The organism is Streptomyces sp. WAC05374, from assembly GCF_004353505.1.
Taxonomy (GTDB): domain Bacteria; phylum Actinomycetota; class Actinomycetes; order Streptomycetales; family Streptomycetaceae; genus Streptomyces.
In genome coordinates this window covers 51,979-65,872 of sequence record NZ_SMNQ01000027.1, presented here as the reverse complement: position 1 = coordinate 65,872, position 13,894 = coordinate 51,979, and the positions used below count along the sequence as shown (strand labels likewise).

Annotated in this window: 12 protein-coding genes; 6 read left to right on the top strand and 6 right to left on the bottom strand. The window is 73.6% G+C overall.

Annotated features, from left to right (window positions below; genetic code table 11):
- Positions 1-135: 135 nt before the first annotated feature.
- Positions 136-2,322 carry a helix-hairpin-helix domain-containing protein gene (locus E2B92_RS31085; protein WP_126886439.1) on the bottom strand — a complete coding sequence of 729 codons (2,187 nt, stop codon included), beginning with the start codon at positions 2,320-2,322 and terminating at the stop codon, positions 136-138.
- Positions 2,319-3,302, bottom strand: a complete 984-nt coding sequence (locus E2B92_RS31080) for an aldo/keto reductase (RefSeq protein ID WP_126886437.1) — start codon at positions 3,300-3,302, stop codon at positions 2,319-2,321. Before E2B92_RS31080 ends, E2B92_RS31085 begins: the two co-directional genes overlap by 4 nt.
- Positions 3,303-3,467: 165 nt before the next feature.
- On the opposite strand from E2B92_RS31080, the gene E2B92_RS31075 reads away from it, so the two are divergent.
- A complete protein-coding gene (locus tag E2B92_RS31075; protein ID WP_126886435.1) occupies positions 3,468-4,520 on the top strand; it encodes an LLM class F420-dependent oxidoreductase in 1,053 nt (350 codons plus the stop codon).
- A gap of 261 nt (positions 4,521-4,781) precedes the next feature.
- On the top strand, positions 4,782-5,567 hold the full coding sequence (locus E2B92_RS31070) for a ferritin-like domain-containing protein (RefSeq protein ID WP_126886455.1): 786 nt from the start codon (positions 4,782-4,784) through the stop codon (positions 5,565-5,567).
- 18 nt (positions 5,568-5,585) lie between these two features.
- Here E2B92_RS31070 and corA read toward each other — a convergent pair whose 3' ends face one another.
- Positions 5,586-6,581: a magnesium/cobalt transporter CorA gene (gene corA / locus E2B92_RS31065; protein ID WP_126886454.1), complete on the bottom strand. Its 996-nt coding sequence runs from the start codon at positions 6,579-6,581 to the stop codon at positions 5,586-5,588.
- A 110-nt stretch (positions 6,582-6,691) separates the two neighbouring features.
- On the opposite strand from corA, the gene E2B92_RS31060 reads away from it, so the two are divergent.
- The 4 genes from E2B92_RS31060 (at position 6,692) to mshC (ending at position 10,154) form a co-directional block, all read left to right on the top strand.
- Complete coding sequence (locus tag E2B92_RS31060) at positions 6,692-7,378, top strand: histidine phosphatase family protein (RefSeq protein ID WP_126886433.1); 687 nt, start codon at positions 6,692-6,694, stop codon at positions 7,376-7,378.
- A 63-nt stretch (positions 7,379-7,441) separates the two neighbouring features.
- Positions 7,442-8,032 (top strand): DUF3090 domain-containing protein, encoded by a 591-nt coding sequence (locus E2B92_RS31055; RefSeq protein ID WP_084897554.1) that lies wholly within the window; start codon positions 7,442-7,444, stop codon positions 8,030-8,032.
- Positions 7,996-8,823, top strand: a complete 828-nt coding sequence (locus E2B92_RS31050) for an SCO1664 family protein (protein WP_126886431.1) — start codon at positions 7,996-7,998, stop codon at positions 8,821-8,823. Before E2B92_RS31055 ends, E2B92_RS31050 begins: the two co-directional genes overlap by 37 nt.
- 101 nt (positions 8,824-8,924) lie before the next feature.
- Positions 8,925-10,154 carry a cysteine--1-D-myo-inosityl 2-amino-2-deoxy-alpha-D-glucopyranoside ligase gene (mshC, locus tag E2B92_RS31045; protein WP_126886429.1) on the top strand — a complete coding sequence of 410 codons (1,230 nt, stop codon included), beginning with the start codon at positions 8,925-8,927 and terminating at the stop codon, positions 10,152-10,154.
- Between the two features lie 63 nt (positions 10,155-10,217).
- On the opposite strand, the gene E2B92_RS31040 is transcribed toward mshC, so the two are convergent.
- The 3 genes from E2B92_RS31040 to E2B92_RS31030 all read right to left on the bottom strand — a co-directional run bounded on the left by E2B92_RS31040 (position 10,218) and on the right by E2B92_RS31030 (position 13,888).
- Positions 10,218-11,345, bottom strand: a complete 1,128-nt coding sequence (locus E2B92_RS31040) for a PAC2 family protein (RefSeq protein ID WP_126886427.1) — start codon at positions 11,343-11,345, stop codon at positions 10,218-10,220.
- 150 nt (positions 11,346-11,495) lie between these two features.
- Positions 11,496-12,185: a FadR/GntR family transcriptional regulator gene (locus tag E2B92_RS31035; RefSeq protein WP_126886425.1), complete on the bottom strand. Its 690-nt coding sequence runs from the start codon at positions 12,183-12,185 to the stop codon at positions 11,496-11,498.
- Between the two features lie 92 nt (positions 12,186-12,277).
- Positions 12,278-13,888 (bottom strand): glycerol-3-phosphate dehydrogenase/oxidase, encoded by a 1,611-nt coding sequence (locus tag E2B92_RS31030; protein WP_126886423.1) that lies wholly within the window; start codon positions 13,886-13,888, stop codon positions 12,278-12,280.
- Positions 13,889-13,894: the final 6 nt, after the last annotated feature.

Here is a 13,894-nt window from a genome sequence, read left to right as displayed (position 1 = left end):
CGGGTCCGGGGGCGGGACCCCCGGCCCCCTCCCCGGGGGGGGCGCGCGGGGGGGCGTCTGTCCCCCCGGGCCCGTGTTGTGGCGCACCCCCCGCCCCCCCCCGCCGGGGCCCCGCCGCCCCGGGGCGCCGCCCCGTCAGTCGTCGGGGGTGGCCAGGAGGGCTTCCAGAAGGGCGCGGAGGCGCGTGGTGCGGGGGCGGGGGAGCTTCTCCGCGACCGCGCGCGGGAGGGCCTGGTCCACGCCGTGGACGACCGAGAGGTGCCGCTCGCCCCGGCCGAACGCGGTCTGGACCCACGCCCGGTCCAGGGCGTCCGCCGCGTCGCCGGGCAGGACGACGACGACCGCCGGCCAGCGCATGGCCACCGCCTGGTGCGCGGTCAGCGCCCAGCCGTGCCGCAGCGCCGTGCCGACCAGGTCCTTCGGTACGAGGACCGGATCGCCCTCGCAGTCCAGGCGCAGTCCCTCCGGGTCGGCCGAGAGCACCGTGCCCGGTACGGTCCGGCCGGGGGAGGGGGCGTAGGCGACGCGGTCGCCCGGGTCGTACCCGCCGAAACGCCCGGGCCCCGGGTTCAGCCGCTGCTTCAGTGCGGCGTTCAGCGCCCGCGTCCCGGCCGAACCGCCGTGGCCCACGGTGATCACCTGGGTCTGCTCGGCCGGTACGCCGATGGCTCGCGGCACCGAGTCCGCGACGAGCTGCACCGTGCGGTGCACCGCCTCGCCCGCGTCCCGCACGGGGACGATCACGACCTCCTTGCCGGGCGCCTCCACCTGGTTCAGCTCACCGATGCCGATGCCGGAGACCAGCTCGCCGATCGGCCCGGGGTCCGGTGTGCGCGACGCGACATGCGGGCACGCCCGGGCGGCCAGGACGTCCGCGAAGACCCGCCCCGCGCCGGCCGACCACAGCACGCCCGGGTCGCCGCTGAGCACCAGACGGCACCCGTCCGCCAGCGACTCCACCAGCATCGCGGCCGTCTCGACGTCGAGCTGTGGCGCGTCCAGCACGACCAGCAGGTCCAGGGCGAACGCCCCGTCCTCGTCCCGCCCGGGGCCGCCCGTGCCGGCCAGCAGTCCGGCGACGGTGACCGCGGCCACGTCGGGGCCCAGCCTGCGGCGGCCGTTCTCGGTGTGGACGGCCACGGCGGCCCGGAGCCCGAGCCCGCGCGCGGTCTCCGTGAGGGCGACCGCCTCCCCCCGCGCGGCCTCGCCGCCCGTGTGCGCGACGAGGCCGTGCTCGGCGACCGCGCGGGTCAGCTCCGACGGGGGAGCGTCCTTCCAGCGGGCGTCCGGGCCGGTCCGGGCGAGCCGGGCCAGACCGTCGGCGAGGCTCTCCTCCGCGAGCGCGTACCGGTCGAGGCCGAGCAGGACCGGCACCGGCCCGGCGTCCCCGGCCTCCTCCTGCCCCTGCTGCTCGTCGTCCTCGTGCTCGTGCGCGGACTCGTGCTCGTCGAGACCGTCGTGGAAGACCAGCACAGCGCCCTCGGCGATCGCGTGCCGCACCGCCTCCTCCGGCTCGGGCACGGAACGCTCCGCCAGCGCCGCCCGGACCTGTGCCGCGTCCAGCGCCGTGTGCCCCGCGAGCGCCGCCCGCTGGAGCAACCAGCCGATGAGCGCGACGGTCCGGCGCTCGTCCCCGGGGCCCGCCTCCGGGCCCAGCAGCGCCCGGGCGAAACCGTCGGCCTGCTCCGGGCGCACCCCGGACACCGACAGCAGCCGCCAGGGGTCCTCGCGCAGCGCGTCCGCCGCCGTCTCGCCGAGCTCGGTGGCCACGCCCCCGGCGAGCGCCTCGGGTGCGCCGCCCTGGCTCAGCACGGCCCGCACGGCCGCGACCGTCTCGGGCGCCGCCGTCCGCGCGGACGGGACGGGCTCGGCGGCGACGGAAGGCCGCGCCGGGGCGACGGGCTCGGGGGCGGCCTTGCGCGGCGCGGGCGCCGGGGAGCCGAAGAACGCCGTGCCGGACGCCTCGCCGCTCTCCACCGCCCGGACCGCGGCGAGCAGGTCGGCGGCCGTGCCGCTCAGCTTGGCGCCGGCCTCGATGGGGCCGGCCTTCTCGGCCTTGCGCTGCTCGATGCGGGCCCGCAGCTCCCGCTGCGCCGCCAGCTCGGCCGCCGCCTCGGACGGCGTGCCGTCCCCCTCGCCCTCCCGCGTCGCGTCCGCGTCCGCGCCGTCACCGGCCGGGGCCGGCGCCTCCTCGGGCGCCGGGACGGGGGCGGGGCCGTCCGGCTCCGCGCCGTCCGCCGCGGCGGGTCCGGCGGCGGATGCGGCGTCGTCCTGGTCGTCGGCCGAGGGGCCGGGGGTCTCCCCCCGGGGAAGCGCGGTCACAGCGTGCTCCAGTCCTGATCGGGATAGCGGTGCACGGGCGCCGACACGTCGTCGAGCGCCCGGCGGATCTCGTCAGGAAGACTAAGGGTCTCCACTGACAACGCCGCCGCGAGCTGCTTCGCGTTGCGCGCGCCCACCACCGGCGCCACCACCCCCGGACGGTCCCGCACCCACGCCAGCGCCACCTGGAGGGGGGTGGCCGCCAGCCCGTCCGCCGCCGTGATCACCGCGTCCACGACCCGGGTCGCCGAGTCGTCCAGGTACGGCTCCACGAACGGCGCCAGCCGCTCGGACGCGCCCCGCGAGTCGGACGGCGTGGCGTGCCGGTACTTGCCCGTCAGCACCCCGCGCCCCAGCGGCGAGGAGGGCAGCAGTCCCACTCCCAGGTCCAGCGCGGCGGGCAGGACCTCCCGCTCCACACCGCGCTGGAGCAGCGAGTACTCCATCTGCGTGCTTGCCAGCCGGGCCCGCGACGCGCCCGGCGCGAGCTGCCACGTCGCGGCCTTCGCCAACTGCCAGCCGCAGAAGTTCGACACGCCCACGTACCGTGCGCGTCCGCTGCTGACCGCCATGTCCAGGGCCTGGAGCGTCTCCTCCAGCGGTGTCTCCGGGTCGAAGGCGTGCACCTGCCACAGGTCCACGTAATCGGTGCCGAGGCGCGCCAGCGACGCGTCCAGCGAGGCCAGCAGGTGCCCGCGCGAGCCGTCGAACCTCCGGTCCGGGTCGGGCACGCTGCCCGCCTTGGTCGCGATGACCAGGTCCCGCCGCGGGACCAGCCGCTCCACGAGCTGCCCGAGCAGGTACTCGGCCTCGCCGCCGCCGTACACGTCGGCCGTGTCGATCAGCGTCCCGCCCGCCTCCCAGAACGCCTTGAGCTGATCGGCCGCGTCGTGCTCGCCGGTGTCCCGCCCCCAGGTGAGGGTGCCGAGCCCCATCCGGGACACACGCAGGCCGGTACGGCCGAGATGCCTCTGCTCCATGGCCGCGAGATTACTGGCCAGAGGCCCACGCGGAGAGAGCCTGTGGACAACCTCGTGCCCGTGCGTGCCCGTCGCCCCTCCTGACGGGACCGGGACCTGCGCGCTAGAGTCCGGACGCAGATCGTTACTGATCAGTAAATGAGTCGACGAGTAAGGGGACCGGCTATGCGGCTCGGCATCAACCTCGGCTACTGGGGCGCGGGCATGGACGGCGACAACCTCGCCGTCGCCCAGGAGGCGGACCGCCTCGGCTACGACGTCTGCTGGGCCGCCGAGGCGTACGGCTCCGACGCCCCGACCGTCCTGTCGTGGGTCGCCGCCCAGACGGAGACCATCGACGTCGGCTCGGCCATCATGCAGATCCCGGCCCGCCAGCCCACCATGACGGCGATGACGGCCGCCACCCTCGACTCGCTCTCCGGCGGCCGCTTCCGCCTCGGCCTCGGCGTCTCGGGCCCACAGGTCTCCGAGGGCTGGTACGGCGTGAAGTTCGACAAGCCGCTGGCACGCACGCGTGAGTACGTCGAGATCGTCCGCAAGGCCATGGCACGCGAGCGCCTGACCCACGAGGGCGAGCACTGGACCCTCCCGCTCCCCGGCGGCCCCGGCAAGCCCATCAAGCTGACCGTCCACCCGCAGCGCGAGCACATCCCGCTCTACATCGCGGCGATCGGCCCGAAGAACCTGGAGCAGACCGGCGAGATCGCCGACGGCGCCCTGCTGATCTTCCCGTCCGCCGAGCACCTGGAGGAGACCGCGCTGCGGCACATCCGCGCGGGCCGGGAGAAGGCCGGCCTGACCATGGACGGCTTCGACGTCTGCCCCACCCTCCCGCTCGCCCTCGGCGACGACGTCACCGGGCTCGCCGACATGTTCCGCCCGTACACCGCGCTGTACGTCGGCGGCATGGGCAGCCGCAAGCAGAACTTCTACAACCAGCTCGCCCAGCGCATGGGCTACGAGAAGGAAGCCGCCGAGATCCAGGACAAGTACCTCGCCGGCGACAAGGCCGGCGCGGCGGCCGCCGTCCCGCACCAGCTCATCGACCAGACGGCGCTGCTCGGCTCCGTCGATCGGATCGCCGACCGGATGCAGGCGTACGCGGCGGCCGGCGTCACCACCCTCACCCTCGCCCCGGCCGGCTTCACGCTCGACGAGCGGATCGCCGCGCTCCGCGCCGGCACCGAGGCCCTGGAGCGCGCGGGCCTGGTCGACTGACCCCCGGACAAGCCTGCGGCCGTGGTGGGGGCTCGGGGTCATCCCCGCCACGGCCGTCACGCAGCACAACGCTCCATCCCCCTCCCCGGTTACTCCCCAGCCGGAACCGGAGCGCGTGGACACCCCCGTTCCCCTCCCGGTGCCCCCCACGCTCCGCCATCCGGCGGAGTCCGGCGGCCGAGCTGTTGCCACCTCCCTCCCACGGCATTTGACTCGTTCTTTGCTGATGTGCGCACAGACGCGCGTATGGAGGTGGCATTGATGCTGTCGGCCCGGAGCCTGTTCCAGGAGATCATCGACGACGATGACTCCTACCAGCTTTTCTGTTCCATCGCGGCCAGTGGGGAGGCGCAGGGAGGCTGGGAGAACGCCCGTATCGCCGCCCTCCTCCCGGAGAGCATGCGGGACCTCGCCCCCAAGGTCACCCGGCACGGCGCCGACGAGGACAAGCACGGCCGGATCTTCAACGCCCTGCTCAAGAAGCGCGGCCTGGAACCGGTCGCCGTCCCGCCGGAGACCGACTACACCATGCTGCTGGAGCAGCGCGGCATCGGACTCACCCACGACAAGCTGCGCCGGGACGAGCGGCTGACCGAGGAGGACGTCCTCGTCTACCTCTCGCACAGCCGGGTCACCGAACAGCGCGCCGCCGACCAGATGGACATGCTGGTCAAGTACTTCGGCGACCACCCCGAGGTCGGCAAGGCCATCCGGATGATCTGCAACGACGAGGACAACCACCTCGCGTACTGCCACGAGGAGCTGCTCGGCCTCGCCTACGCCGGACACGGCCGCACCATCCAGCGCACCCTGCGCGCGTGCGCCCTGGCCGAGATCGCCGTCTACCGTGACGTCAGCCTCGCCGTCATGGACCACATGGGCCGCATCCTGAAGTGGCCGCGCGCCAAGCGCGCCGCCCTGGCGCTGGGCATCCGCGGGATGTACGCGTACGAGAGGGCCGGCGGCTGGCGGCGCATGGTCGAGCTCAGGATGCCGGAGCGGCGCAACGCGCTGGGCGGACCGGCCGAGCCCGCCCCGGCCTTCTGAGCGCCGCGGACCGGCGGCCTACAGCCAGCCCCGGCGCTTGAACAGCCGGTACAGGGCCACGACCGCCACACCCATCAGGACGATCACGGCCGGGTAGCCCCACACCTGGTGCAGCTCCCACATGTGGTCGAAGTTCATGCCGTAGATGCCCGCGACCATCGTGGGCACCGCGGCCATCGCCGCCCACGCGGAGATCTTCCGCATGTCGTCGTTCTGCCGCACCCCCATCTGCGCGAGATGGGCCGACAGGATGTCCGAGAGCAGCCGGTCCAGCCCCTCCACCTGCTCCGTGGCACGGATGAGGTGGTCGCTGACGTCCCGGAAGAAGGGCTGGGCGTGCTCGTTGACGAACGGCACCCCCGCGCCCGCGAGCCGGGACACCGGCGCCGCCAGCGGACCGGTCGCCCGGCGGAACTCCAGCACCTGGCGCTTGAACATGTAGATCCGCGACGCCGTGTTCTTGGCGTCGCCGCCCGTCGGCTGGAAGACCTCCGTCTCCATCTCCTCCAGGTCGACCTGGAGCTCGCCCGCCACCTCGATGTAGTGGTCCACGACGGCGTCGCTGATCGCGTACAGCACGGACGTGGGCCCGTGCTTGAGCATCTCCGGCTCGGCCTCCAGCCGTTTGCGCACCGCCGCCAGCGGGGCGCCCTCGCCGTGCCGGACGGTCACCACGAACGAGTCGCCCATGAACACCATCAGCTCCCCGGTGGTGACCGTGTCGCTCTCCGGCTCGTACACCACCGGCTTGAGGACCATGAACAGCGAGTCGTCGTAGACCTCCAGCTTGGGCCGCTGGTGGGCCTTGAGGGCGTCCTCCACGGCCAGCGGATGCAGCGCGAACTCCTCCGACACGTGAGCGAACTCGTCCTCCGACGGCTCGTGCAGCCCGATCCACAGGAAGGCGTCACCGCCCCAGGCCCTCGCCTGGTCCAGGGCGTCGGAGAAGTCGGAGGGGCCCTTGCTGCGGCGCCCGTCCCGGTAAATGGCACAGTCGACGATCACGGCGCGTATTCTCCCCCCGCCCAGGCCCGCGTGCACCCATGGAGCACCGTGGAAGGGCCGCTCCCGCACATCCCGGCCGTTTCGGCCCGATCGACAGGACACCCCCTAGGCTGGCAGGCATGGCCACGTTGATCCTCGTACGGCACGGACGCTCGACCGCCAACACCGCCGGCGTACTCGCCGGGTGGACGCCCGGGGTCGCCCTCGACGAGCGGGGCGCCGCGCAGGCCGCGGCGCTGCCCGGCCGGCTGGCCGGGGTGCCGCTCGCGGCCGCCGTGACCAGCCCCCTCCAGCGGTGCCTGGAGACCCTCCAGCCCCTCCTGGACGCCCGCCCCGGCCTGCCGGTCCACTCCGACGAACGGATCGGCGAGTGCCGCTACGGCGACTGGTCCGGGCGCAAGCTCGCCGAGCTGGCCGACGAACCGCTCATGGACGTCGTCCAGCGGCACCCCTCCAACGCGGCCTTCCCCGGCGGGGAGTCGATGCGCGCCATGCAGGCGCGGGCCGTCGACGCCGTACGCGAGTGGAACGCGCGCGTGGAGGCGGAATACGGGGAGGACGCCGTCTACCTGATGTGTTCGCACGGCGACATCATCAAGTCCCTCGTGGCCGACGCCCTCGGCATGCATCTCGATCTGTTCCAGCGGATCCATGTCGATCCTTGTTCCGTGACGGCGATCCGTTACACCCGCCTGCGGCCGTCTCTTCTCCGGCTCGGGGACACCGGCGACTTCGCGGGACTCGTCCCGCGCGAGGAGCCCGCCGGCGAGGCCGCCGAGGTGGGCGGCGGCGCGGGAGCACCGTGATCGATTCGCACAGTAGGGTGGACGGGCCGCAGCGCCGTCCGAACTGAGCAAGGGAGAGGGAACGTGTCCCGTCAGGTATTCCTCTATGACCCACCGGAGCGCTTCGTGGCCGGCACGGTCGGGCTGCCTGGCCGCCGTACGTTCTTCCTCCAGGCCTCCGCCGGGGGCCGGGTCACCAGCGTCGCCCTGGAGAAGACCCAGGTGGCCGCGCTCGCCGAGCGGATCGACGAACTGCTCGACGAGGTGGTGCGGCGGACCGGGGGCAACGCCCCGGTGCCGGCCGTCGCGCCGTCCGACGTCACCGACACCGCACCCCTGGACTCGCCCGTCGAGGAGGAGTTCCGGGTCGGCACCATGGCGCTGGCCTGGGACGGCGAGGAACAGCGCATGATCGTCGAGGCGCAGGCGCTCGTCGAGCTGGACGTGGAGTCCGAGGAGGACCTCGCGGAGGCCGAGGAGCGGCTGCTCCAGGACGAGGAGAACGGCCCGCCCATGCTGCGGGTCCGGCTCACCGGGGCACAGGCGAGGGCCTTCGCCAAACGCGCCCTGGACGTGGTCAACGCGGGGCGCCCGCCGTGCCCGCTGTGCAGCCTGCCGCTCGACCCGGAAGGACACGTATGTCCGCGCCAGAACGGATACCGCCGCGGGGCCTGACCGCGGTGGATCCGCTCGACCTGCTCACCAGCGGTGAACTGACGGTACGCGGCCAGATCCGTGAGGCGTCCAACGCGGTGCTGTTCTGCTCCGTCGCGTACGGAGGTCAGGAAGCCGACTGCGTCTACAAGCCCGTCGCGGGGGAGCGGCCCCTGTGGGACTTCCCCGACGGGACACTGGCACAGCGCGAGGTCGCCGCGTACGAGGTCTCCGAGGCGACCGGCTGGGGCCTGGTCCCGCCGACCGTGCTGCGGGACGGGCCGTTCGGCCCCGGCATGGTCCAGCTCTGGATGGAGGGCGACCCCAGCGTCTCCCTCCTGGCGCTCGTCGACGACGAGGAGGCCGGCGAGGGCTGGAAGGCGGTCGGCCTCGCGCAGGTCGACGAGGACCGCACCGCCCTGCTGGTGCACGCCGACGACGTACGGCTGCGGCGCCTCGCCGTACTGGACGCGGTGATCAACAACGGTGACCGCAAGGGCGGGCACCTGCTGCCCGCGCCGGACGGGAAGCTGTACGCCATCGACCACGGTGTGACCTTCAACGTGGACGACAAGCTGCGCACCCTCCTGTGGGGCTGGGCGGGCGAGCCGCTCCCGCAGGAGGCCCTGGACGTCCTGGCCCGCCTGGACGCCTCCCTGGCACCCGGCGCGCCCCTCGCCACCCGCCTGGCGGAGCTGATCACCCCGGCCGAGGTCGCCGCCGTACGCGCCCGGGTCGGCGCCCTGCGCACCTCCGGCCGTCACCCCGAACCCTCAGGTCAGTGGCCCGCGATCCCCTGGCCTCCGGTCTGAGCGGCCCCCGCACATCCCGCCCGGCCGCGCAAGAGTGCCTATCCGGTCATGATCCCGCATCCGGTTCGTATCCGGAACACCCGTCCGGTTACGCTCGTGACATGCATGCCTGGCCCGCTTCTGAGGTCCCCGCCCTGCCCGGCAAGGGCCGCGACCTCCGGATCCACGACACCGCGACCGGTGGACGAGTGACCCTCGACCCCGGCCCCGTCGCCCGTATCTACGTCTGCGGCATCACGCCGTACGACGCGACCCACATCGGTCACGCGGCGACCTACAACGCGTTCGATCTCGTTCAGCGCGTGTGGCTCGACACCAAGCGGCAGGTCCACTACGTCCAGAACGTCACCGACGTGGACGATCCCCTCCTGGAGCGGGCCGTCCGCGACGACATCGACTGGGTCGCCCTCGCCGAGAAGGAGACGGCCCTCTTCCGCGAGGACATGACCGCCCTGCGGATACTCCCGCCACAGCACTACATCGGCGCCGTCGAGGCGATACCCGGCATCGTGCCGCTCGTCGAGCGGCTCCGGGACGCGGGCGCCGCGTACGAGCTCGACGGCGACATCTACTTCTCCGTCGAGGCCGACCCGCACTTCGGCGAGGTCTCCCACTACGACGCGGAGCTCATGCGGGCCCTGTCCGCCGAGCGCGGCGGCGACCCGGACCGCCCCGGCAAGAAGAACCCGCTCGACCCCATGCTCTGGATGGTCGCCCGCGAGGGCGAGCCGAGCTGGGACGGCGCGAGCCTCGGCCCCGGCCGCCCCGGCTGGCACATCGAGTGCGTGGCCATCGCGCTGGACCACCTCGGCATGGGCTTCGACGTCCAGGGTGGCGGCTCCGACCTGGTCTTCCCGCACCACGAGATGGGCGCCTCGCACGCCCAGGCGCTGACCGGCGAGCACCCCTTCGCCAAGGCGTACGTCCACGCCGGCATGGTCGCCCTCCACGGCGAGAAGATGTCCAAGTCCAAGGGCAACCTGGTCTTCGTCTCCGCGCTGCGCCGCCAGGGCGTCGACCCGGCCGCCATCCGGCTCGCCCTGCTGTCCCACCACTACCGCGCCGACTGGGAGTGGACCGACGAGGTCCTCCAGGAGGCCGTGGAGCGCCTCGCCCGCTGGCGTGCCGCGGTCTCCCGCCCCGACGGCCCCTCGGCCGACGCGCTGGTCGAAGAGGTGCGCGAGGCCCTGGCCGACGACCTCGACGCTCCCGCCGCCCTCGCGGCCGTCGACCGCTGGGTCGCCCGCCAGGACGCCGAGGGCGGCACGGACGAGGGCGCGCCCGGCCTCGTCTCCCGCACGGCCGACGCCCTGCTGGGCGTGGCGCTGTAACGCACACCGCGAAAACGCCGGGGCGGCACCTCCACGAAGGTGCCGCCCCGGCGTCGTACGACCTCAGTCCTCGGAGGAATCCGGGGACTCCGGCACGTCCGGACCCGGCGAGCCGGGCGAGTCCCGGCCCGGGGCGTCCTGGCCCCGGGTCTCCCGGCCGGAGTCATGAGCGGGGGAGTCCTGGTCCGGCGCGTCCGGCGCCGGCGGCTGCTCGAGGCCGCCCTCCTCGCGCCCGGCGGGCTCCGCCTCCCCGGCCTTCGGCGGCTTCGCCGGACGGGTCCGGCCGCTCGACGTGTCACGCAGGTACGAGCTGTCGCCCAGCTCCGTCGCGTGCCCCTGCCCGCCCGGCCCGCCGTCCCGCCGCCGCAGGTACCGCTCGAACTCGCGGGCGATGGCCTCGCCCGACGCCTCCGGCAGCTCCGCGGTGTCCCGGGCCTCCTCCAGCGTCTGCACGTACTCCGCGACCTCGCTGTCCTCCGAGGCGAGCTGGTCCACGCCGACCTGCCAGGCCCGCGCGTCCTCGGCCAGCTCACCCAGCGGGATGCGCAGGTCGATGAGGTCCTCCAGCCGGTTGAGCAGCGCCAGCGTCGCCTTGGGGTTCGGCGGCTGCGACACGTAGTGCGGCACCGCCGCCCACAGGCTCACCGCCGGCACGCCCGCGTGCGTGCAGGCCTCCTGAAGGATGCCGACGATCCCCGTCGGCCCTTCGTACCGGGTCTCCTCCAGGTCCATGGTGCGCGCCAGGTCCGGGTCCGACGTGACGCCGCTGACCGGCACCGGCCGGGTGTGCGGGGTGTCGCCGAGCAGCGCGCCGAGGATCACCACCATCTCCACGCCCAGTTCATGGGCGAAACCGAGCAGCTCGTTGCAGAACGAGCGCCACCGCATCGACGGCTCGATGCCGCGGACCAGCACGAGATCGCGCGGCTTGTCACCGCCCACCCGGACCACCGACAGCCTGGTGGTGGGCCAGGTGATCTTCCGTACCCCGCCGTCCATGTACACCGTGGGCCGGTTGACCTGGAAGTCGTAGTAGTCCTCGGCGTCGAGCGCCGCGAACACCTCGCCCTTCCACTCCCGCTCCAGGTGCGCGACCGCGGTGGAGGCGGCGTCGCCGGCGTCGTTCCAGCCCTCGAACGCGGCCACCATGACCGGGTCGATCAGCTCGGGAACCCCCTCGAGCTCGATCACCCAGGCCTCCTTCCGAAGTTCCTTGCGTACGGACCAACCTTACGGCTTTCCGGGGCCCCGCCCGCAGCCCCTGTACACGTCCGTGTGCTGTACCGACCGGGAGCCACTACCCACGCCGACCGGCGCGGACACGGCCGGAAACCGGCCGATTCATCCGAGCGCCGCACGGGCGGGCGCGCTCCGCAGCCACCGTTCCGCGCCGGCCACGTGCACCGTCGCCCAGGAGCGGGCCGCCTCGGCGTCCCGGTCGCGGAGCGCCGCCAGGATCGCCCGGTGCTCGTCGAGCGCGCGGCGGGCCGTGCCCTCCGCGGCCAGGCCGTGCCAGATCCGGTCCCGGGTCGCCGGGCCGGACAGGCCGTCCAGCAGGGAGCTGAGGACGGTGTTGCCGCCCGCCCGGACGACGGTCCGGTGGAACTCCAGGTCGGCGGCGGCCAGTTCCCCGGCGGACGGGTCATCGCCCAGCGCGTCCAGCCGGGCGTCCAGCTCGTCCAGCTCCGCCTCGGTGATCCGGCTCGCGGCCAGGGCGGTCGCGGCGGGCTCCAGGAGGCGGCGTACGGCGAGGAACTCCAGCGCCGTGTCGTCGCGGTGGAAGTCCACGACGAAGCCGAGCGCCGCCAGCAGCAGTTGCGGGTCCAGGCTCGTGACGTACGTGCCGTCGCCCTGGCGCACGTCGAGGATGCGGATCAGCGACAGGGCGCGCACCGCCTCGCGCAGGGAGTTGCGCGACAGGCCGAGCCGGGCCGCCAGTTCGCTCTCCCTGGGGAGCCGGTCGCCGGGGCGCAGCGCGCCCGAGACGATCATCCCCTTGATCTTCTCGATCGCCTCGTCGGTCACGGCCATGGCGTCCCCCGGTGTCCATACATCCGATGTCTGAGCGTACAGCGAGGGCGGCTCCCGCGGGAGCCGCCCTCATGACCCGGTCGCGCGTGCGGTCAGGCCTTCTTGCCGAGCATGTCCTCGACCCTGGTGCGGATCTCGTCCGTCGCCAGGCCCCGGATCGTCAGGGTGGTGCGGCGGCGCAGCACGTCGTCCGCCGTCTCGGCCCACTCGTGGTCGCGTGCGTACGCGACCTGGGCCCAGATCTCCGGCGCGTCCGGGTGGATGCGCTCGGCCAGCTCGGGGTTGTCGTTGGCCAGGCGCGCGATGTCGAAGGAGAGCGAGCCGTAGTGCGTGGCCAGGTGGCGGGCGGTGTCGGCGGCCATCCGCGGGCCGGGCGTACCGCCGTCGACCAGCAGCCGGTGGGCGACCGCGTTCGGGTTGGCTATGCCGGGCAGCGGCAGCTTCTTGGGGAGCTGGGAGATCGGCTCCATGTCCTCGCCCAGCGGCCGGCCCGGCAGGGAGGCCAGCTTGTTCATCACCGTACGGCCGATGTGGCGGAAGGTCGTCCACTTGCCGCCGGCCACCGACAGCATCCCGCCGCGACCCTCGGTGACGACCGTCTCGCGCTTGGCCTTGGAGGTGTCGCCGGGCCCGCCCGGCAGCACCCGGAGACCGGCGAACGCGTAGGTGATCAGGTCCCGGGAGAGCTGCTGGTCGCGGATGGAGAAGGCGGCCTCGTCCAGGATCTGGGCGGTGTCCTTCTCGTTGACCGCGACCTCGCCGGGGTCGCCCTCGTACTCCTCGTCCGTCGTACCGAGCAGCAGCATGTCCTCCCAGGGGAGGGCGAAGGTGATGCGGTACTTGTCGATGGGGGTGGCCAGCGCGGCCTTCCAGGGGGAGGTGCGCTTGAGGACGAGGTGCGCGCCCTTGGAGAGGCGGATGGAGGGGGCCGCGTTCGGGTCCTCCATGCGGCGCAGGTGGTCGACCCAGGGGCCGGTGGCGTTGAGGACCAGGCGGGCGTCGACGCCGAACTCGTCCCCGCTGGTGCGGTCCCGCAGGTCCGCGCCGGTGACCCGGCCCTTGGTGAAGCGGAGGCCGGTGACCTCGGCGTGGTTGAGGACGGTGGCGCCCGCGTCGACGGCGGCGCGGACCGTCATCAGGGCCATGCGCGCGTCGTTCATCTGGTCGTCGCCGTAGACGGCCACGGCCTTGAGGTTCTCCGTGCGCAGCTCCGGCACGTCCTGGGCGGCCTTGGCGGGGCTCAGCAGGTGGCCGACGCCGTCACCGAAGGCCGAGAGCGCCGAGTACGCGAAGACGCCCGCGCCGAGCTTGGCGGCGCCGTGCGGTCCGCCCTTGTAGACCGGCAGATAGAAGGTCAGCGGGTTCGCCAGGTGCGGGGCGACCTGGCGGGAGACCGCACGGCGCTCGAAGTGGTTCTCCGCCACCAGCTTCACCGCGCCGGTCTGCAGGTAGCGCAGACCGCCGTGGAGCAGCTTGGAGGAGGCGGAGGAGGTGGCGCCGGCGAAGTCGCCGGCGTCCACCAGGGCCACCCGCAGCCCGGACTGCGCGGCGTGCCAGGCCGTGGAGATGCCCAGGATGCCGCCGCCGATCACCAGGAGGTCGTAGGTGGCCTTGGAGAGCTGCTCCCGCGTCTCGGCACGGCTCGGCAGGGAACCGGCAGCCGGGTGCGTCCCGAGGGTGGGGACGCTCTGCAGGGTGGTCATGTCGAT

What these genes read in the sequence shown, in the direction of transcription:
- E2B92_RS31080 (WP_126886437.1), bottom strand. Translation starts at nt 3,302, where the DNA reads ATGGAGCAGAGGCATCTCGGCCGTACCGGCCTGCGTGTGTCCCGGATG.
- E2B92_RS31075 (WP_126886435.1), top strand. Translation starts at nt 3,468, where the DNA reads ATGCGGCTCGGCATCAACCTCGGCTACTGGGGCGCGGGCATGGACGGC.
- E2B92_RS31070 (WP_126886455.1), top strand. Translation starts at nt 4,782, where the DNA reads ATGCTGTCGGCCCGGAGCCTGTTCCAGGAGATCATCGACGACGATGAC.
- E2B92_RS31060 (WP_126886433.1), top strand. Translation starts at nt 6,692, where the DNA reads ATGGCCACGTTGATCCTCGTACGGCACGGACGCTCGACCGCCAACACC.
- E2B92_RS31050 (WP_126886431.1), top strand. Translation starts at nt 7,996, where the DNA reads ATGTCCGCGCCAGAACGGATACCGCCGCGGGGCCTGACCGCGGTGGAT.
- mshC (WP_126886429.1), top strand. Translation starts at nt 8,925, where the DNA reads ATGCATGCCTGGCCCGCTTCTGAGGTCCCCGCCCTGCCCGGCAAGGGC.
- E2B92_RS31035 (WP_126886425.1), bottom strand. Translation starts at nt 12,185, where the DNA reads ATGGCCGTGACCGACGAGGCGATCGAGAAGATCAAGGGGATGATCGTC.
- E2B92_RS31030 (WP_126886423.1), bottom strand. Translation starts at nt 13,888, where the DNA reads ATGACCACCCTGCAGAGCGTCCCCACCCTCGGGACGCACCCGGCTGCC.